This window comes from Ciceribacter sp. T2.26MG-112.2 (assembly GCF_900492205.1).
GTDB lineage: Bacteria > Pseudomonadota > Alphaproteobacteria > Rhizobiales > Rhizobiaceae > Allorhizobium > Allorhizobium naphthalenivorans_A.
Genome location: NZ_UEYQ01000033.1, coordinates 13,723 through 32,035, shown reverse-complemented (window position 1 = coordinate 32,035; position 18,313 = coordinate 13,723). Strand labels below are relative to the sequence as shown.

Sequence of the window (18,313 nt, the reverse complement as noted above, 5' to 3'; positions counted from 1 at the left end):
CTTCCCCGTCTGGGTGGTGTGTGGGGCGGGATGCTTCGGCGCCCTCGCCCTGCGAGGGCACCTAAGCATGAGGGGCACCGGCGACTCTGGCCGCGAGTTGGCCTTGGGAATGCCTCACCGAGCCGCACCACGATAGCCCTCACCCTGAGGTGGGAGCGTCAGCGACCCTCGAAGGGCGGGGGCGGATGGGGTGCGGTGGTGACAGTATTTGCGGTCGGATGCTTCGAGGCCTGGCCTGCGGCCAGGCACCTCAGCATGAGGGGGCACGTAGGCGGCTCTGGGGCAAGACGGCCGTCGGAACCCCTCACCAAGGCGCACAACGGAAGCCCTCACCCTGAGGTGGGAGCGTCAGCGACCCTCGAAGGGCGAGGGCGGATGGATGTGGTGGGGTCGGAGTCTGCCGCCGGATGCTTCGAGGCCTGGCCTTGCGGCCAGGCACCTCAGCATGAGGGCCCTCGCGATTCGGGCGCCTCAGCATGAGGGGTGAACGGCGGCGATCGGATGGTTGATTTTGTCAAAAATGCAATCAAAAATGGTATCTTGATCTGGAGATCGAAGCGATGGAAGTCACGGTCTACATTCTGCGATGCCGGGATGGCTCCTACTATACCGGCCTTACCAAGCAATCGATCGAGGCCCGGCTTTGGGAACACAATGCGGGCGTCTACGACGGCTACACGGCGCGCCGGCGGCCGGTCGAACTGGTGTTCATGAAGGTCTATGATCGCATCCTCGATGCCATTGCGCGCGAGCGGCAGATCAAGGGCTGGAATCGGCAGAAGAAGGAGGCCCTGATCGCCTATGCCTACGAGGCGCTTCCCGATCTGTCGCGTCGTGGGCCGGTCAGGAGCGGAGGTCAGGTCTCCGAAGGCCCGATTTCATCATCGCGTGGCAGGGAGTAGAACTGGGCGTCTGTGGCCGAATGTTTCGAGGCATGGGGAGTCGGGATCGGCGCCGGATGCTTCGAGGCCCTCGCTTCGCGAGGGCACCTCAGCATGAGGGGGAATGCATGGTCCGCGTTGTGCCCCACCTCGGGTGTCTGGGCACAACGGTAGCCCTCACCCTGAGGCGGGAGCGTAAGCGACCCTCGAAGGGCGAGGGCGGATCGGTGCCAAGGGTGGATGGCCGCGGGGCCAAGCGGTCCGCTCACATGTCCGGCACGTCGAAGACCTCGCCGGGGCGTAAAGCGCGGAAGCGGGTGGGGGGGATGGCGGCGGCGGAGAGGGCCTTTGACAGGTCCTCGACCGGGGCCTCGATCGCCTCGTCGGTGAGCTGGAAGGTGCCAAAATGGTGGCCGACGGCGTGGGCGGCGTTGCAGAGACGGAAACCTTCGACGGCTTCCTCAGGGTTCTGGTGTTGGCCCTTCATGAACCAGCGCGGCTCGTAGGCGCCGATCGGCAGGTTGGCGAGGCGAAAGGCGCCGTGCTTTTCCGCCGCGGCGCGGTAGTTGATGCCGTCGTGAAAGCCGGTGTCGCCGATGTGATAGATCTTGCCGGCCGGCGTGGACAGCACGAAGGCGGCCCACAGCGCCATGCGGCGGTCGCGGATGCCGCGCGCCGACCAGTGGTGGCAGGGCTCGGCATGGATCGACAGGCCGTCCCAGTATTGCAGGTGGTCGCCCCAGTCCATGTCGGAGATCTTTGCGTCGGGCAGGGCGCGGTGGATGATCGTGTCATTGCCGAGCGGCGTGACGATATGCGGTCCGTGCTCCTCGTCGAGGCGGGCGAGCGTTGCAAGGTCGAGATGGTCGTAGTGATTGTGGGTGACGAGCACGATGTCGATCGGCGGCAGGTCCTCGAAGGCGATGCCGGGGGAGGCCACGCGCTTCGGGCCGGCAAAGGAAAAGGGGCTGGCGCGTGGCGACCATACGGGATCGGTCAGGATGTTGAGGCCGGCGATCTGGATGAGCAGCGTGGCATGGCCGATCATCGTGACGCGCAGGTCGGCGCCGTCGACCCTCGTTTGCGGCGGCGTCGCTGCGGGGGCATGCGCCACGCGTTTCGGCCAGCGGGCGCGCTTTCCGTTGGTGCGCCATTTGAGGAGGTCGCGCATGCCGCCGGGCTCGACGCCTTGCGGGTTGAAGAAGCGCTGGCCGTCGAAATGGTCGGAGACCGGGCCGGTATAATAGGGATTGGCGGGTTTGTCGGACATGGTGGCCAATGCTGTTGCGGGAACCGTCAATCTGGGTTCGCCGGGCGCGATTGCAAAGGCCGGTGCCTGCCAAATCGGCTGTTTTCCTTGCCAGCCTTGACTTTTCCGGCCCTTTGCTGTTAATCGCCCCCAATCTGCGAAGAGACAAGCACTCCGAGCCGCCGACCGGGACCCGTCAAGGTATAAAGAGATCCCGGAGGTCAACACCCGACAGCGCGATGCGCCCTCGGGTGCATTTTGGCTTTGCGTCTTGTTTTCAGCGCGGGAAAGACCGACGTTTCGGGGATCCGAAACGATAAGGAAGAGCCGATGTTTGATAACCTCCAGGACCGCCTTGGTTCCATTCTGAATGGACTGACCGGCCGTGGCGCCTTGTCGGAAGCCGATGTTTCCGCAGCGCTGCGCGAGGTGCGCCGTGCGCTTCTGGAAGCCGACGTGGCGCTCGAGGTCGTGCGCAACTTCACCGACCGGGTCCGCGAAAAGGCCGTCGGCGCGGCGGTGCTGAAATCGATCAAGCCCGGGCAGATGGTCGTCAAGATCGTCCATGACGAGCTGGTCGAAATGCTGGGCTCGGAAGGCGTCGGCGTCGATCTGAACGCCGCGGCCCCGGTCGTCATCATGATGGTCGGTCTGCAGGGCTCGGGCAAGACCACGACCACCGGCAAGATCGCCAAGCGGCTCACCGATCGCGAGCGCAAGAAGGTCCTGATGGCCTCGCTGGACACGCGTCGTCCGGCCGCCCAGGAACAGCTGCGCCAGCTCGGGGTCCAGACCGGCATCGACGTGCTGCCGATCATCGCCGGCCAGTCGCCGACCGATATCGCCAGCCGCGCCGTGCAGGCCGCCAAGCTCGGTGGCCATGACGTGGTCATCCTCGACACCGCCGGCCGTACGCATATCGACGAGCCCTTGATGGTCGAGATGGCCGACATCAAGAAGAATGCCAAGCCGCATGAAATCCTGCTGGTCGCCGATGCGCTGACCGGCCAGGACGCCGTCAACCTCGCCCGCAATTTCGACGAACGCGTCGGCATCACCGGTCTCGTCTTGACCCGCATGGACGGCGACGGCCGTGGCGGTGCGGCGCTCTCGATGCGCGCCGTCACCGGCAAGCCGATCAAGCTCATCGGCGTCGGCGAAAAGATGTCGGAGCTCGAAGAGTTCCATCCGCGGCGCATTGCCGACCGCATCCTCGGCATGGGCGACATCGTCAGCCTCGTCGAGAAGGCGGCGGAGAACATCGACGCCGAAAAGGCGGCCGCCATGGCCGCCAAGATGGCCAAGGGCAAGTTCGACCTCGACGACCTCGCCGACCAGCTGCGCCAGATGCAAAAGATGGGCGGCATGGGCGGCATCATGGGCCTGATGCCCGGCATGGGCGGCATGAAGGACAAGATGGCGGCCGCTGGCCTGAACGACAAGCTGTTCGGCCGCCAGATCGCCATCATCCAGTCGATGACCAAGGCCGAGCGGACCAATCCCGACATTCTCAAGCATTCCCGCAAGAAGCGCATCGCGGCCGGCTCCGGGACGGACGCCGCCGAAATCAACAAGCTGCTCAAGATGCATCGCCAGATGGCCGACATGATGAAAGCCATGGGCGGCAAGAAGGGCGGCGGCATGATGAAGCAGATGATGGGCGGGCTGGCCGGCAAGATGGGTCTCGGCGGCATGGGCGGAATGGGCGGCATGCCGGACCTGTCCAGCCTCGACCCGAAGCAGCTCGAAGCGCTGGCCAAGCAGGCCGAAGCCGCCGGCCTCAAGCCGCCGCCGGGCCTCGGCGGCATGGGCGGCCTGCCCGGAATGGGTGGGGGTCTGCCCGGCCTCGGCGGCGCGAAGCTTCCGGGCCTCGGCGGCCTGCCCGGCCTGCCGAAGAAGAAGTGAGGAGAGCGACCGTGACAGAACCGTCCGTCAAGGAGCAGCTTTCCGGCTATCGCCAGTCGATCGACAATATCGATGCGGCGCTGGTCCACATGCTGGCCGAACGCTTCCGCTGCACCAAGGCGGTCGGCGTTCTCAAGGCCAAGTACGACCTGCCGCCGGCCGACCCGGCGCGCGAGGAATACCAGATCGCCCGCCTGCGCCAACTGGCCCAGGACGCGCATCTGGACCCGGATTTCGCCGAGACCTTCCTGAATTTCATCATCAGGGAAGTCATCCGGCATCATGAAGCCATTGCCGCCGAGCACGGCGGCGCAAGCGAAAAGACCGCCTGACGGCGATCTCGATCAACCCGGACCGCCAAAAGCGACCCGACCCGAATGCAGATCGCCGGAAGGCGGCTCTGACAAGAACCCGGACCGCCGGAAGGCGGCCCTGACAAGAACCCCGGACCGCCGGAAGGCGGCCCTAACAAGAACCAAGGAGTAAACCCATGTCCCTCAAGATCCGTCTCGCCCGTGGTGGTTCCAAGAAGCGCCCCTACTACCAGATCGTCATCGCCGACGCCCGTTCGCCGCGCGACGGCCGTTTCCTGGAAAAGGTCGGTTCGTGGAATCCGATGCTGGCCAAGGACAATGAAAAGCGCGTCGAGCTGAACGGCGAGCGCATCCAGGAATGGCTCGCCAAGGGCGCCCAGCCGACCGACCGCGTCCTGCGCTTCCTCGCCGAAGCCGGCATCGCCACCCGCGAAGCCCGCAGCAACCCGGAAAAGGCAAAGCCGGGCAAGAAGGCTGTCGAGCGCACCAAGGAAAAGGAAATGAAGGCTGCCGAAGCCGCTGCCGCCGCTGCCGAAGCCGCCGCAGAATAAGTCTCGACATCCCTGATGTTCGACGGGCGGCGGGTTTTCCCGCCGCCCGTTTTCCGTTTCCATTTGCCCCGCTTCGCCGTAAAAGGGCGATGACACATCTTGCCACCGGAAAAGACTGACGCGATGACCAAACTCGAAAATCCCGTTCTGATGGCCGTGGTCGGTGCGGCGCAGGGTCTGCGCGGCGAAGTCCGGGTCAAGACCTTCACCGCCGACCCGATGGCGCTCGGCGAATACGGCCATCTGCGCAGCGCCGACGGACGGGTGTTCGAAATCCTCGACATGCGTGAGGCGAAGAATGTCGTCGTCGTGCGCTTTCGCGGCATCAACGACCGCAATGCGGCCGAGGCGCTGAACGGGCTGGAACTCTTCGTCGAGCGCGACGCGCTGCCCGACGAGGATCTCGAGGAAGACGAATTCTACTATGCCGACCTCGAGGGGCTGGAGGTCTATGACGCTGAAGGCCAGCATTACGGGGCGGTGACCGGGGTCTATGATTTCGGCGCGGGCGACCTCTTGGAGCTGAAAGGTCCTGGCAAGCGGCCGGTGCTGATCCCGTTCTCGGAGGCTGCCGTGCTGGAGATCGACCTCGAGGGCGGCCGTCTCCTGATCGACCCGACCGCCGCCGGCCTCAAGGACGAGGACGAGGGCAAGCCCTATGGCACCGGGGCCAAGGGAAAGCCGCCGCGGGACAATTCGTGAGCCCGGCCGCCATGGCGTTCAAGGCAAGCATCCTTACCCTCTATCCCGACATGTTTCCCGGCCATCTCGGCCAGGCACTGGCCGGCCGGGCGCTGGAGCGCGGCGACTGGTCGCTGGAGGCGGTGCAGATCCGCGATTTCGCCCTCGACAAGCACAGGAGCGTCGACGACACGCCGTCGGGCGGAGGCGCCGGCATGGTGCTCAGACCCGATGTGCTGGCTCGCGCCATCGATTCGATCGCCAATGACGGGCGCCCGCGCCTGCTGATGAGCCCACGGGGGCGGCCGCTCACCCAAAAGCGCGTGCGCGAGCTTGCCGAAGGCGAGGGCGTCGTCATCGTCTGCGGCCGCTTCGAGGGCGTCGACCAGCGGGTGATCGAGGCGCGGAACCTCGAGGAGGTTTCCATCGGTGACTATATTCTCTCCGGCGGCGAGCCGGCGGCGCTCACCCTGCTCGATGCCGTGGTGCGCATCCTGCCCGGCGTCATGGGCAACCAGCTGTCCGGCGTGCACGAAAGCTTCGAGGGCGGGCTGCTGGAGCATCCGCACTATACCCGACCGCAGGTGTTCGAGGATCGCGAGATCCCGGCGGTGCTGACGTCGGGCAATCATGCGGCGATCGAGGCCTGGCGCCATGAGGAGGCGGTGAAGCTGACCGCCGAGCGGCGGCCGGACCTGCTGAAGTAATTACTGCGTCGAGCCTGCGGTTGCCCAGCCCTACCCTTCGCTTGGGCTCAGGGCGTTCGTCATTAAAAGCGATTCACCGTATCGTTTTGCCGGCTTCGTCGGCCATTCCTCACCCCGTGACGAAATAATAGACGGCAAGGCCAAGTCCGGCGGCGACCACCAGCCAGCGCAGCAGGGCCTGGGGAACACGGCGGGCGATCGCCACGCCGGCATAGCCGCCCAAGCCCACGGCCGGCACCATGACCGCCGCATGCAGCCAGGAGACCGCGCCGGCGGTGGAAAAGACGATGATGGCGACGGCGGCAATGACGATCGACAGGAAATTCTTGAGCGCGTTGAGCCGGTGATAGTCGCCGCCGCTGGCAAGTCCGAGCGAGGCAAGCATCATGATGCCCATGCCGGCGCCGAAGAAGCCGCCGTAAAACGAGGTGACGGCCTGCAGGGCCAGGCCGAGCGGAGTGGCCGGGTGACTTTGACCAGCGTGTTTCGGGCGAAGCTTCGGGCCGGCGGCAAAGACGGCGGTGGCGGCGATCAGAAGCCAGGGCACCATGGCGCGGAAGGCCGGATTGGACAGCGAGATCAGGAACAGCGCGCCGCCGAGCGCGCCGAGCGCCGAGACCAGCCCGAGGACCAGGGCGCTCTTCCACAGGCCGGCAAATTCGCGGCGATAGGCGAGCGTCGAGGTGATGTAGCCGGGGAACTGGGTGATCGACGAGGTGGCGTTGGCGGCGATCGGCGGCAGACCGGCCAGCGTCATGGCGCCGAAGGTGAGAAAGGTGCCGCCGCCGGCGATCGCATTGACGACGCCGGAGAGGAAGCCGGCAACGAACAGCAGGACAATGGTGGCGATCGACATCTTGTAGCTTTCCTCCGTGGTCACGAACGGTTATTCGTTCATGGCCTCGACCGCAATGGCGGGAACGGCACAAAAATGCGCGCCAAGGGATGACAAACACCAGACTTTGGTGTATTGGCCGCGTCGGAAATGGGCCAAGCCCGTCTGCCACAACAAAGAGCATGCGTATCCGCTCGCGCCTGACAAGGCAAAATCCGGAGGCTTTGACCGATGGATGAATGAGCGCTCTGGCTGTTTCAGAAGAACTAGAGGTTAGACATGAACATCATTCAGCAACTGGAAGCCGAACAGGCTGCCAAGATCGAAGCCAAGCGCGGCGCCCCGCTGCCGAAGTTCGAAGCCGGCGACACCGTACGCGTCAACGTCCGCGTGACGGAAGGCAACCGTACCCGCGTGCAGGCCTATGAAGGCGTCTGCATCGCCCGTTCGGGTGGCGGCATCAACGAAAGCTTCACCGTTCGCAAGATCTCCTACGGCGAAGGCGTCGAGCGCGTATTCCCGGTCTACTCGCCGCTGGTCGAAGGCGTCGAAATCGTTCGCCGCGGCAAGGTCCGTCGCGCCAAGCTCTACTACCTGCGCGATCGTCGCGGCAAGTCGGCTCGTATCGTCGAGAACACCGGCACCCGCGCCCGCAAGCTGAACGACGCCGAGCGCGCCGCCGTTGCCGAGGAAAAGGCACGTCTGGAAGCTGAAAAGGTCGCAGCAGCACAGGCTCTGGCCGCCGAAAAGGCAGCAGCCGAAGCCGCTGAAGCCAAGGCCGCCGCAGAAGCTGCAGCCGCAGCCGAAGCTGCTCCTGCCGAAGGCGCTGCAGAATAAGATTTTCCCCATCGCGGGATACGGACAAGGCGGCCTTCGGGTCGCCTTTTTCGTTTCCGGCGCCTGATGAGGTCGGGCGGGCTGCGACATGGTGGCATCGGCTCGCCGCTTGCGTGATTTTCGGCAGACTGCTAATTCTGAAACGATTGGGGAAGAACCATGCAGGGTCGAAGGTCGAATTGGCAGTTCGTGATCCGCGCCTTGTGCGTGGTGGCGCTGCTTGCCGTCGGCTTTGGCCATCGGACCCCGGCCTTCGCGGTTTCGCTGCTTTCCGCCGAGGAAGTGGCGGCGATGACCCTGCCCGACGGCACGCTGCCGGAACTCTGCCTGCCCGTCGACGGACAGGCCGGCAAGGGACAATTCACGGCCGCCCCATGCGACGCCTGCGTGATCTCCGCCTCGGTCCTCCTGCCGACGCCGGCCGACATCACCGGCAAGCGGCTTTCGGCTTCTTCCGAGGTCCAGCTTCCGCCGCGCGTCGAAGCCTTCCATCGCCAGCTTTTCCCTCCCAATGCGGCGCCCCGCGCGCCACCCCGTCCGGCCCTTGCCTGAGCCCGGCCCGGCGAGCGAAAGCTCGTCTGCGTCCGGAATCATTGATCGAGGCCGGTAGACACGCATCGAGTATGCGGATCCGGCCGGAAAGCCGGATAAAGTCATGCTACATGTTCTTCCCAAGGCAGCGGATGGCTGCCCGCTGCCGCCACAGTTTCTTTCGTCCAGACCGATCCCGCGGCAGACAGCAGCCACCCTGCAAATGCCGCCCCGCAGCACGGTCTATCTGGAGGGATTTGCCCGGGGCCCGCAATATCGGGTGATCGAGGGCTGTGTCGCCGTGTCCCAGACCCTGCCCGACGGGCGGCGACAAATCATCGACATGGTCGGACCGGGGCGCCTGCTCGGCCTCGGGCTCGGCGAGCACAATCGCTGCTCGGCCGAGACGCTGAGCTATGTGACGCTCGAGCCGGTCGGCAAGGCCGAACCGGCAGACCTGCAGGACGCCCTGCATGAAATGGTGCTGCGCGGACAGGCGCTCGCCACCCTGCTCGGTCGCAAGAGCGCCGCCGAACGCGTCGCCTATGCCATTCTCGACCTGGCAGGTCAGTTCGCTCGCCCGGGAAAGAGCGGAAAGCGCGGCTCCATCTGCTTCACCCTCCGTCCGACGCGCGGCGACCTGGCCGACTGGCTCGGCCTTACCGTGGAGACGGTGAGCCGCTGCTTCACGCGGCTCAAGAAGGCCGGCCTGATCGACTTCCGTCATCCGGAAATCGTCACCCTGCTGAAGCCGGAGGCGATGGCCGCGATCGCCGCTGGAACTGGCACGCTGGCGAATGCGTGAAGACGGTGCCGTCTCGGGTCGTTTTACCAACAAGCTGTTTCAGACGAGAAAGAAGACGTTGATGAAAAGAGTGCTGTTTGCCATTGCCGCCGGGCTTCTTGCATCCGCAAGCCAGGCTCTCGCCGAAATCAAGGTGACCGACGTCAAGGGTCGCGAGGTGACGCTGGAAAAGCCCGCCGAGCGCGTGGTGCTGGGTTTCTACTATGAGGATTTCCTCGCCGTTGTCGGCCCGGATGCGCTGGACAAGGTTGTGGCCCTGTCGCTGTCGACCTGGAAGGACTGGCGTCCGAACCAGTTCGCGGCCTATGAGAAGGCGCTGCCGAAGCTCTCCTCGATCCCGGATGTCGGCAATACCGAGGACAGCACCTTCTCGGTCGAAAAGGTGATTGCTGCCAAGCCCGATCTCGTCATCCTCGCCGCCTGGTCCTACGACGCGCTGGGCGAGGGGGTAAAGCAGATCGAGGCTGCCGGCATTCCCGTCGTCACGCTCGACTACAATGCCCAGACGGTCGAGAAGCATGTGCTCTCCACCGAAGTGCTCGGCAAGGTGATGGGCGCCGAGGACCGCGCCGCCAAGCTCGCCGACAACTACAGGAGCGCCATGGCCGACATTGACGCGCGCATCAAGGCGGCCGGCCCGACGACCAAAAAGGTCTATGTCGAACTGGCGCAAAAGGGTGCGGGCGAGGTCGGCAATTCCTATGGCGACAGCATGTGGGGCGCGCTGATCGACAAGCTCGGCGGCGTCAACATCGCCAAGGGCCAGATCGGCAATTGGGGACCGCTCAGCCCCGAATATGTGCTGGCGCAAAAGCCCGACCTGATCTTCCTTGCCGGTTCGGAATGGGTGAACAAGCCGCAATCCGTGCAGGTCGGATTTGGCGCCGATCCGAAGGTGACGCGCGAACGCATGGCAGGCTATCTCGGTCGTCCCGGATGGTCGGGGCTTCCGGCCGTACAGCAGGGTGGAGTGCATGCGATCTACCACGGCGGCGCACGCACGCTGTCCGACTATGTCTATGCGCAATACATCGCCAAGCAGCTCTATCCGGAGGCGTTCAAGGACGTTCATCCGGCGCGGAATATCGAGCGCTATTATGACACCTGGCTGCCGATCAAGGCCGAGGGTGTGTTCGTGCTGCCATATGTAGCGGCAGGCCAATGACGGCGATCACCAGCGAGCTGGAAGGCTTGCGCGACGGCTATCGTCGCGCATCCTCGCGCCGGGTGGCGGCCTTGCTGGCGGCCACGGCCCTCCTTCTCGGCCTGATGCTGCTCGACCTGACGACCGGTCCGTCCGGGATGCCGCTCGTGGACGTCTGGAATGGGCTGTGGGCCGGACCAAGCGGGGACGATAGGATGGCCGCGACAATCCTGTGGCAATTGCGGATGCCGCAGACGGTCATGGGCATGCTGGTGGGCGCCTGCCTCGGGCTTGCCGGCCTGCAGATGCAGACCATCCTTGCCAATCCGCTGGCAAGCCCGTTTACGCTCGGCTTCTCCGCCGCCGCCGGCTTCGGCGCGGCGCTCGGCATCATGTTCGGGTCGCTGATCCCGCTGCCGTCCTTCATCGTCGTCCCGGCCATGGCATTTGCCATGACGCTCACCGCCTGCGGGCTGGTCTATTTCATTGCCCGCCTGCGCGGAGCAAGCCCGGAAATCCTCGTTCTCGGCGGCATCGCCGTGCTGTTCTTCTTCCAGTCGCTGCAGTCGCTGCTGCAATTCCTCGCCTCGCCCGAAGTGCTGCAGCAGATCGTCTTCTGGCTGTTCGGCAGCCTGCTCAAGGCAAGCTGGACCAGCGTTGCGGTGACGGGCGCGATCTTCATCCTTTGCCTTCCGTTCGTTCTTCGCAGTTGCTGGGCGCTGACGACGCTCAGGCTCGGCGACGCCAATGCCCGCAGCCTCGGCCTGTCGGTCGAGCGGGTGCGCCGCGAGACCTTCCTGATCGTCGCCGTGCTGACGGCCGCGGCCGTCTGCTTCGTCGGCACGATCGGCTTCGTCGGATTGATCGCGCCGCATGTGGCGCGCGCGCTGGTCGGTGAGGATCACCGCTACGCCCTGCCGCTGTCGGCCGTGATGGGTGCGATCATCCTCGTCGGCGCCTCCGTCTTCGGCAAATTCATCTCGCCCGCCGCCGTCATCCCGGTCGGCATCATTACCGCCGTTGCCGGCGTCCCCATGCTGTTTGCGGTGATCGCCCGACGCGGCGGCAGGGGGGTCGCATGACGGAACGGCTGACCCTCGCCCATGTCGGCGTGCAGCGCGGCGGCACCCGCATTCTTCACGATATCAGCGCGTCGCTCGAGCCCGGCCAGATCGTCGGGCTGGTCGGCCCGAACGGCGCCGGCAAGTCGACATTCCTCAATGCCATTGCGGGCCTTGCCGCCCATGACGGGGTGATCGACTGGGGCGGCCGACGCGTTGACATCGGCGAGATCGGCTTCATGCCGCAGCAGTGCCAGGTGCGGGCGGAGCTTTCGGTGCTCGAAGTGGTGTTGCTAGGGCGCCATGAGCGGCTGGGTTTTCGGGTTGGCGACGCGCTCGTGCGATCGGCGGTCGACATGCTGCGGAGCTTCGGCATCGACGATCTCGCGGGGCGGGCGATCCAGTCCCTGTCCGGTGGGCAGCAGCAGCTCGTGCTGCTTGCGCAGAGGCTGCTGCGCGAACCGAAACTGCTCCTGCTGGACGAGGCGACCAGCGCGCTCGACATTCGCCATCAGATGCGGGTGTTCGATCTGCTCACGGACTATGTTGCCCGCACCGGGGCGCTGGTGCTGATCGCCATTCACGATCTCAACCTTGCCGCCCGCCACAGCGACAGTGTTCTTCTCCTCCATGCCGGACGGCTCGAGGGCATCGGCGCCTTCGAGGAGATCGTCACGCCGGCTGCGCTTCGCCGCGTCTACGGCATCGAGGCGGAGGTCCTGTCCTGCCGCAACGGTCGGCCCGTCGTCGTGCCGCATTCGTCCTTCGAGCCGGACCGTCCATGTCAGACGCGCCGGGCATGAGGCGATCGCCGGCAGCCGCCAAAAACATTGCCGGGCGAGGGCAAAACTGCTAAGAGCCCAGCCATGGGATCGAAATTCGGATGTCTCGCGCCTGATATCTACGTGCTGCAGGACCACAAGCGTCTGCCGGCACGCTTTTTCGCGCGCGTCTCCGGGGCGCTCATTAGCCTTGTAGGCTAAGCGTTCGTCATCGGCGCCGCGCGTGCGGCGTCCTGCCCGCATTCCCTTTTCAAAACTCAGACGGATCTTCAGCCATGAGCGCACCCCGGACCCTCTACGACAAGATTTTCGACGATCACCTGGTCGACCGCCAGGAAGACGGCACCTGTCTCCTCTACATCGACCGCCACCTCGTCCATGAAGTGACGAGCCCGCAGGCGTTCGAGGGCCTGCGCATGGCGCATCGTACGGTGCATGCGCCGCAGAAGACGCTCGCCGTCGTCGACCACAACGTGCCGACCACGCCGGATCGCCATACCGGCATCAAGAACGAGGAAAGCCGCATCCAGGTCGAGGCGCTGGCGCATAACGCCGCCGAATTCGGCGTGGAATATTACTCCGAAAACGACAAGCGCCAGGGCATCGTGCACATCGTCGGCCCCGAGCAGGGCTTTACGCTGCCCGGCATGACGATCGTCTGCGGCGACAGCCACACCTCGACGCACGGCGCCTTCGGTGCCTTGGCGCATGGCATCGGCACGTCGGAAGTCGAGCACGTGCTCGCCACCCAGACGCTGATCCAGTCGAAGGCCAAGAACATGCTGGTGCGCGTCGACGGAAAGCTGCCGGACGGCGTCACCGCCAAGGACATCATCCTTGCCATCATCGGCGAGATCGGCACCGCCGGCGGCACCGGCCACGTCATCGAATTCGCCGGCGAGGCGATCCGGGCGCTCTCCATGGAAGGCCGCATGACGGTGTGCAACATGACGATCGAGGGCGGCGCCCGCGCCGGCCTGATCGCCCCGGACGAAAAGACCTTCGAATACATCAAGGACAAGCCGCGCGCGCCGAAGGGCGAGGCCTGGGACCAGGCGGTCGCCTACTGGAAGACGCTGCACACGGATGAAGGCGCGCATTTCGACAAGGTCGTCGTGCTCGACGCCGCCAACCTGCCGCCGATCGTCTCCTGGGGCTCCTCGCCGGAAGACGTCGTGTCGATCCAGGGCGTCGTTCCGAACCCGGACGAGATCGCCGACGAGAACAAGCGCGTCTCCAAGTGGCGGGCGCTCGACTATATGGGCCTGAAGCCGGGCATGAAGATGACCGACATTGCCATCGACCGCGTGTTCATCGGTTCCTGCACCAATGGCCGCATCGAGGACCTGCGCGCCGCCGCCAAGGTGCTCGAAGGCCGCCATGTCGCGCCGACCGTGTCCGCCATGGTCGTGCCGGGCTCGGGCCTGGTCAAGGAACAGGCGGAAGCCGAGGGCCTCGACAAGATCTTCAAGGACGCGGGCTTCGAATGGCGCGAGCCGGGCTGCTCGATGTGCCTCGCCATGAACGACGACCGGCTGAAGCCGGGCGAGCGCTGCGCCTCGACCTCGAACCGCAACTTCGAGGGCCGCCAGGGCTACAAGGGCCGCACCCATCTGGTGTCCCCGGCCATGGCTGCGGCGGCTGCTGTCGCCGGCCACTTCGTCGACATCCGCGAGTGGAAGTAAGCTCTGCCTCCATCTCGGTGGCATGAAAAAACGGGGCCGTCCGCAGCAATGCGGGCGGCCTCTCGTCATTGGTTGCGACGACGCCACCGATAGGCTTGATCGTAGGGCCGACCCACGCCCTTCGCACAGTCCCCGTCGCTTGGCCACCTGCGTCATCGTCGCTCTTGGTACGATCTGCTTCAGCCTTTAGAGTGTCAGCACGGTGCCGCTTGATGACCGGCGGGTGCAGCACGTTTCATGTGAATCATCGGCGGGGGGCGGCCAGCATGGCAAAGACACGACCGGACAAGGTTGAGATGGGCGGATTACGGCTCCTTCTGCTCAGGCACGCCAAGTCGGCCTGGCCGGAGGGCGTGGCCGACGAGGAGCGCCCGCTCAACGGGCGCGGCCGGGCGGCGGCGCAGCTGATGGGAGATTATCTGGCAGAGATGAAGCTGATCCCCGATCTCGCTCTCGTTTCGACGGCGCGGCGTGCGCAGGAGACCTGGGCACTGGTGGGCGAGCGACTGCCCGCACAGCCGGAGACGCGCAATATCGCCGAACTCTATGCCGCGAGCAGCGGGCAGATGCTCGACGTGCTGCAGGCGGTCGAGTCGGCCTCGAGAACCGTGCTGATCCTCGCTCACAATCCGGGCATGCAGGATCTGGCGCTTGAGCTCTGCGGCGGCGGCGATGCGGCATCGCGGGAAAGCATGGCGGCGAAATATCCGACTGCGGGGCTGGCGGTCATCGACTTTCCGGCGGCGCAGTGGCGCGATGTCGGCCGGGGCATGGGGCGGCTCGAACGCTTCGTCACGCCGCGTGCGCTTGGCTGAGCCGGTGCTCAAAGGACCGTGAGCAGGGTCCGGTCGGTAAGATATGGCAGCAGCCGGCGCATGTCGGCAGGCGAGAGCGCGACACAGCCCTCGGTCGGCGCGTAGCCTTCTCGGGCGATGTGGAAGAAGATCGCCGAGCCGCAGCCGCGCCGGCGCTCGGTGACGTTCCAGTCCATGACGATGCAGATGTCATAGAGCCGGTCGTCGCGGGTGAGCTTTTCATGGCTGGCGGCAAAGGGCGCCCTGACCGGTCGGTTGTAGGCGGGGTGGGCGGGGGCGTCGCACCAGAGCATGTCGTTCCGGATGCGCCGCATCGTCAGGCCGGTCGCAAGGGCGCCCATGCGGTCGCCACGCCGGTAGGCGGAGATCAGCCGCATCGTGGCACGGGGCGTTGCGCCGTCGCCCTCGCGCTTGCAACTGGTGATCCCGGAACGGCCGAGCGCAGCACGCAGGCGTAGCGGCCCGTACTGCAGGATCGCCTGCGTTGCCTTGCCCGGCGCCCTTCGGACGACAATATGTCCGCTCTTGCTGTGGGATTTGTCCGTTGTTTTTCGTAAGCGGGTCACGAGATTTTGCTTTGCCTGTGAAGATCGGTGTATTCATAGCACTTCGAACAGGCACGCCAAGACGGACGGCGCGAACGAAAACGGGAAGATCTTATGACTGTGCGGACCATTCTTCTGGTGGATGACGACAACGACCTGCGCGAAACGCTGGTCGAGCAGCTGTCGCTCCACGAGGAATTCACGCTCACGGAGGCAGAGACCGCGACCAAGGGCATACAGGCGGCGCGCAGCGGCCAAGTGGATCTGTTGATCATGGATGTCGGGCTTCCCGACATGGACGGACGCGAAGCGGTCAAGCTGTTGCGCAAGGGCGGTTTCAAGGCCCCGGTGATCATGCTGACCGGCCACGACACCGATTCCGACACGATCCTCGGGCTGGAAGCGGGCGCAAACGACTATGTCACCAAGCCGTTCCGCTTCGCCGTGCTGCTCGCCCGCATCCGGGCGCAGCTTCGCCAGCACGAGCAGAGCGAGGACGCGACCTTCGGCGTCGGGCCCTATCTGTTCAAGCCGAGCCAGAAGCTCCTGACCACCGAGGATGGCAAGAAGATCCGCCTGACGGAGAAGGAGGCGGCGATCATCCGCTATCTCTATCGCGCCGGGCAGAAGGTGGTGACCCGCGACGTGCTTCTGGAAGAGGTCTGGGGTTATAATTCCGGGGTGACGACCCACACGCTCGAGACCCATGTCTATCGCCTGCGCCAGAAGATCGAGCGCGATCCCTCCAATGCCGAGATCCTGGTCACCGAGAACGGCGGCTACAAGATCGTTCCCTGATCCCCGGAGTTCCCCATGGCGCTTGCCGACGATATCGAGCTTCTGGCCAAGGTGCCGCTGTTTGCCGGGCTCAGCTCCGACCAGCTGCGGCTGATCGCCTTTGGCGCCGAGCATCGGCCGGTGGGGGCCGGTCAGGCCCTGTTTCGCGAAAAGTCGCCAGCCGAGTGCGCCTATGTGGTGGCGAGAGGCACATTCGAGCTTTCATCGCTTGCACGCGGCGGCAAACCCAGGGTCGAGGGCGTGGCCGGGCCGGGCGTCATGCTGTCGGAGCTGGCGCTGGTGTCGATGGTCGAGCGCAAGTTCACGGCGATCGCGCTCGAGGACGCCGACGTGATCCGCATCACCCGCGCGCTGTTCCACCGCCTGCTGGAGGAATATCCGGAGATGGCCGCCGTGGTCGAAGGGCGCATTCGGGCGGCGATCGCCAGCCTGATCGACGGGGCGGCCGCGATGGCCCACCGCTTCGACTGACGCGTGCCCTTGCCGGAATTAGGCTAGAGCGAGAAGCGGGCGGTGACCGGCACGTGGTCCGATGGTCGTTCCCAGCCGCGTGCCTCCTTGAGGATTTCGATGGTGCGCAGGTGGTCGGTGAGGTCGGGCGAAGACCAGATATGGTCGAGGCGCCGGCCGCGGTCGGCGGCGGCCCAGTCCTTGGCCCGGTAGCTCCACCAGGTGTAGAGCTTCTGGTCGGCCGGCACGTGATGGCGCATCAGGTCGACCCAGCCGCCCTCGCGCATGACATCAAGCAGGCCTTCGGTCTCGACCGGCGTATGGCTGATGATCTTCAGCATCTGCTTGTGCGACCAGACGTCGTTTTCGAGCGGCGCGATGTTGAGGTCGCCGACCAGGATCGCCGAGACGCCGGGTTCGGCGCCGGCCTTCAGGTCGCGCATCTCGCGGATGAAATCGAGCTTGTGGCCGAATTTCGGGTTGATCGTGCGATCAGGCTCGTCGCCGCCGGCCGGAACGTAGAAGTTATGGATGCGGATGCGCCGGCCGCCCCATTCGAAGATCGCCGAGATGTGGCGCGAATCGCCGACGCCGCAATAGTCCTGTCGATGGTCCTCGGTTAAGGGAAAGCGCGAGGCGATCGCCACGCCGTGATAGCCCTTCTGGCCGTGAAGGATGATGTTGTCGTAGCCGAGCGCCTTCAGCGCATCGGCCGGGAACTCGTCGTTCTGGCACTTGATCTCCTGCAGGCAGAGGATGTCCGGGCGCGTGCCTTTCAGGAAATCCTCGACCAGCGGCAGGCGGAGCCTGACCGAGTTGATGTTCCAGGTGGTGATCGAAAGGTCCATGCCGTCTGCTCCCGCTTTGACTGCAGGCTTAGGCAATTTCGCAAGGCCTGAACAGCCAAAGGGCGCCACTGCTGCAAGCGGGGCGCCCTTTCTCCACAGGGGAGGTCTTGATCAGCGCTTCTGGCCGTGCACGTCGGCGTAGGGGATCTCGAAAACGCTCGGGTCGAGCTGGACGCCGTTCTGGACGTTGAAGATCATCACGGACGTATCCTTGGCCTGGACATCGGTGATCGTCCACTGGCGCAGGTCGAAAGTCTTCGGGTCGAACATCAGGGTGATGGTGGAATCGCCGAAAATGGTCTTGTCGCCGAGCACGATGGTGGTGAGGTCCGCCTCCTGCTTGACGTCGCGCACCATCTGGTGGCCGAGGTCGATCTTCTCCGACAGCAGCAGGCTGAGCGGTGTCTTCGACAGCGGATAGAGATCCCAGGTCTTGAGCTTCATGTTGCCGATGACGACGTTCTTGCCGTCGGCAATGACCCGCATCGGCGAGGGCTTCTCATAGTTGAAGCGCAGCTTGCCGGGGCGCTGGATGAAGAACTTGCCGCCGGTCTGCTCGCCGCGCGGGCCGAACTGGACGAATTCGCCCATCATCGTCTTCACCGAGGAGAAATGATCGGCGATCCTCTGCGCCGCGGCAGGATCGGCGGCGGCCATCGCCGACATCGGCAGGGCGGCGAGCGCAAAGCCCGCCATGGTGCCTGCGACGAACTGGCGCCGCGTCGTCGATGCCGGAAGGCCCGCCAGGCGTTCGATTGTGTGTTCAGTCATCCGGAACTCCTTCATATGGTGCCCTGCATCGCCGAAGAAGACGGCGTCTTCATGGCCGAGCGGGCGAAACGCGGTGCGGCCAACGGGCCTGCCAGGCAGGCAACGCCCGGCGGGCCGC

Annotated in this window: 21 protein-coding genes; 16 read left to right on the top strand and 5 right to left on the bottom strand. The window is 65.3% G+C overall.

Going from position 1 to position 18,313, the window contains the following annotated elements:
- Positions 1-560 precede the first annotated feature (560 nt).
- Positions 561-902, top strand: coding sequence for a GIY-YIG nuclease family protein (locus DYZ14_RS22405; RefSeq protein WP_154722733.1), 342 nt, complete (start codon positions 561-563; stop codon positions 900-902).
- Positions 903-1,146: 244 nt separating this feature from the next.
- Here DYZ14_RS22405 and DYZ14_RS22400 read toward each other — a convergent pair whose 3' ends face one another.
- Complete coding sequence (locus tag DYZ14_RS22400; protein ID WP_154722732.1) at positions 1,147-2,151, bottom strand: MBL fold metallo-hydrolase; 1,005 nt, start codon at positions 2,149-2,151, stop codon at positions 1,147-1,149.
- 309 nt (positions 2,152-2,460) lie between these two features.
- Here DYZ14_RS22400 and ffh point away from each other — a divergent pair, with 309 nt between their 5' ends.
- The 5 genes from ffh (at position 2,461) to trmD (ending at position 6,288) form a co-directional block, all read left to right on the top strand.
- Positions 2,461-4,035, top strand: coding sequence for a signal recognition particle protein (gene ffh / locus DYZ14_RS22395; RefSeq protein WP_154722731.1), 1,575 nt, complete (start codon positions 2,461-2,463; stop codon positions 4,033-4,035).
- A gap of 11 nt (positions 4,036-4,046) precedes the next feature.
- On the top strand, positions 4,047-4,367 hold the full coding sequence (locus DYZ14_RS22390; protein WP_154722730.1) for a chorismate mutase: 321 nt from the start codon (positions 4,047-4,049) through the stop codon (positions 4,365-4,367).
- 158 nt (positions 4,368-4,525) lie between these two features.
- The gene (gene rpsP, locus DYZ14_RS22385) at positions 4,526-4,900 is read left to right on the top strand and encodes a 30S ribosomal protein S16 (RefSeq protein WP_154722729.1); all 375 of its coding nucleotides are present in this window, start codon (positions 4,526-4,528) and stop codon (positions 4,898-4,900) included.
- A 123-nt stretch (positions 4,901-5,023) separates the two neighbouring features.
- Entirely contained in the window at positions 5,024-5,602 is a 579-nt protein-coding gene (gene rimM, locus DYZ14_RS22380) for a ribosome maturation factor RimM (RefSeq protein WP_154722728.1), read from the top strand.
- A gap of 11 nt (positions 5,603-5,613) precedes the next feature.
- The gene (trmD, locus tag DYZ14_RS22375) at positions 5,614-6,288 is read left to right on the top strand and encodes a tRNA (guanosine(37)-N1)-methyltransferase TrmD (RefSeq protein ID WP_154722736.1); all 675 of its coding nucleotides are present in this window, start codon (positions 5,614-5,616) and stop codon (positions 6,286-6,288) included.
- A gap of 109 nt (positions 6,289-6,397) precedes the next feature.
- Here the strand turns inward: trmD and DYZ14_RS22370 are convergent, their stop codons facing one another.
- Positions 6,398-7,144 carry a sulfite exporter TauE/SafE family protein gene (locus DYZ14_RS22370; protein WP_154722735.1) on the bottom strand — a complete coding sequence of 249 codons (747 nt, stop codon included), beginning with the start codon at positions 7,142-7,144 and terminating at the stop codon, positions 6,398-6,400.
- Positions 7,145-7,402: 258 nt separating this feature from the next.
- Here DYZ14_RS22370 and rplS point away from each other — a divergent pair, with 258 nt between their 5' ends.
- The 8 genes from rplS (at position 7,403) to DYZ14_RS22325 (ending at position 14,783) form a co-directional block, all read left to right on the top strand.
- Positions 7,403-7,960: a 50S ribosomal protein L19 gene (gene rplS, locus DYZ14_RS22365; RefSeq protein WP_115672157.1), complete on the top strand. Its 558-nt coding sequence runs from the start codon at positions 7,403-7,405 to the stop codon at positions 7,958-7,960.
- A gap of 159 nt (positions 7,961-8,119) precedes the next feature.
- On the top strand, positions 8,120-8,512 hold the full coding sequence (locus DYZ14_RS22360; RefSeq protein ID WP_154722727.1) for a hypothetical protein: 393 nt from the start codon (positions 8,120-8,122) through the stop codon (positions 8,510-8,512).
- Positions 8,513-8,615: 103 nt separating this feature from the next.
- Positions 8,616-9,296 (top strand): helix-turn-helix domain-containing protein, encoded by a 681-nt coding sequence (locus DYZ14_RS22355; protein ID WP_154722726.1) that lies wholly within the window; start codon positions 8,616-8,618, stop codon positions 9,294-9,296.
- 61 nt (positions 9,297-9,357) lie between these two features.
- Entirely contained in the window at positions 9,358-10,461 is a 1,104-nt protein-coding gene (locus tag DYZ14_RS22350) for an ABC transporter substrate-binding protein (protein WP_154722725.1), read from the top strand.
- Positions 10,458-11,522 (top strand): FecCD family ABC transporter permease, encoded by a 1,065-nt coding sequence (locus DYZ14_RS22345; protein WP_154722724.1) that lies wholly within the window; start codon positions 10,458-10,460, stop codon positions 11,520-11,522. The genes DYZ14_RS22350 and DYZ14_RS22345 overlap by 4 nt, the downstream gene beginning before the upstream one ends.
- The gene (locus DYZ14_RS22340; RefSeq protein ID WP_154722723.1) at positions 11,519-12,304 is read left to right on the top strand and encodes an ABC transporter ATP-binding protein; all 786 of its coding nucleotides are present in this window, start codon (positions 11,519-11,521) and stop codon (positions 12,302-12,304) included. Before DYZ14_RS22345 ends, DYZ14_RS22340 begins: the two co-directional genes overlap by 4 nt.
- A gap of 254 nt (positions 12,305-12,558) precedes the next feature.
- A complete protein-coding gene (gene leuC, locus DYZ14_RS22330) occupies positions 12,559-13,968 on the top strand; it encodes a 3-isopropylmalate dehydratase large subunit (RefSeq protein ID WP_154722721.1) in 1,410 nt (469 codons plus the stop codon).
- A gap of 266 nt (positions 13,969-14,234) precedes the next feature.
- A complete protein-coding gene (locus DYZ14_RS22325; protein ID WP_232365642.1) occupies positions 14,235-14,783 on the top strand; it encodes a SixA phosphatase family protein in 549 nt (182 codons plus the stop codon).
- An 8-nt stretch (positions 14,784-14,791) separates the two neighbouring features.
- Here the strand turns inward: DYZ14_RS22325 and DYZ14_RS22320 are convergent, their stop codons facing one another.
- On the bottom strand, positions 14,792-15,349 hold the full coding sequence (locus tag DYZ14_RS22320) for a L,D-transpeptidase family protein (protein ID WP_154722720.1): 558 nt from the start codon (positions 15,347-15,349) through the stop codon (positions 14,792-14,794).
- Positions 15,350-15,442: 93 nt separating this feature from the next.
- On the opposite strand from DYZ14_RS22320, the gene DYZ14_RS22315 reads away from it, so the two are divergent.
- Together DYZ14_RS22315 and DYZ14_RS22310 are read left to right on the top strand one after the other, a co-directional pair.
- Positions 15,443-16,126: a response regulator transcription factor gene (locus DYZ14_RS22315; protein ID WP_115672146.1), complete on the top strand. Its 684-nt coding sequence runs from the start codon at positions 15,443-15,445 to the stop codon at positions 16,124-16,126.
- A gap of 15 nt (positions 16,127-16,141) precedes the next feature.
- Complete coding sequence (locus DYZ14_RS22310) at positions 16,142-16,597, top strand: cyclic nucleotide-binding domain-containing protein (RefSeq protein ID WP_154722719.1); 456 nt, start codon at positions 16,142-16,144, stop codon at positions 16,595-16,597.
- Positions 16,598-16,620: 23 nt separating this feature from the next.
- Here the strand turns inward: DYZ14_RS22310 and DYZ14_RS22305 are convergent, their stop codons facing one another.
- Complete coding sequence (locus tag DYZ14_RS22305) at positions 16,621-17,424, bottom strand: exodeoxyribonuclease III (protein ID WP_154722718.1); 804 nt, start codon at positions 17,422-17,424, stop codon at positions 16,621-16,623.
- Between the two features lie 111 nt (positions 17,425-17,535).
- Positions 17,536-18,195: an outer membrane lipoprotein carrier protein LolA gene (locus DYZ14_RS22300; RefSeq protein WP_154722717.1), complete on the bottom strand. Its 660-nt coding sequence runs from the start codon at positions 18,193-18,195 to the stop codon at positions 17,536-17,538.
- Positions 18,196-18,313: the final 118 nt, after the last annotated feature.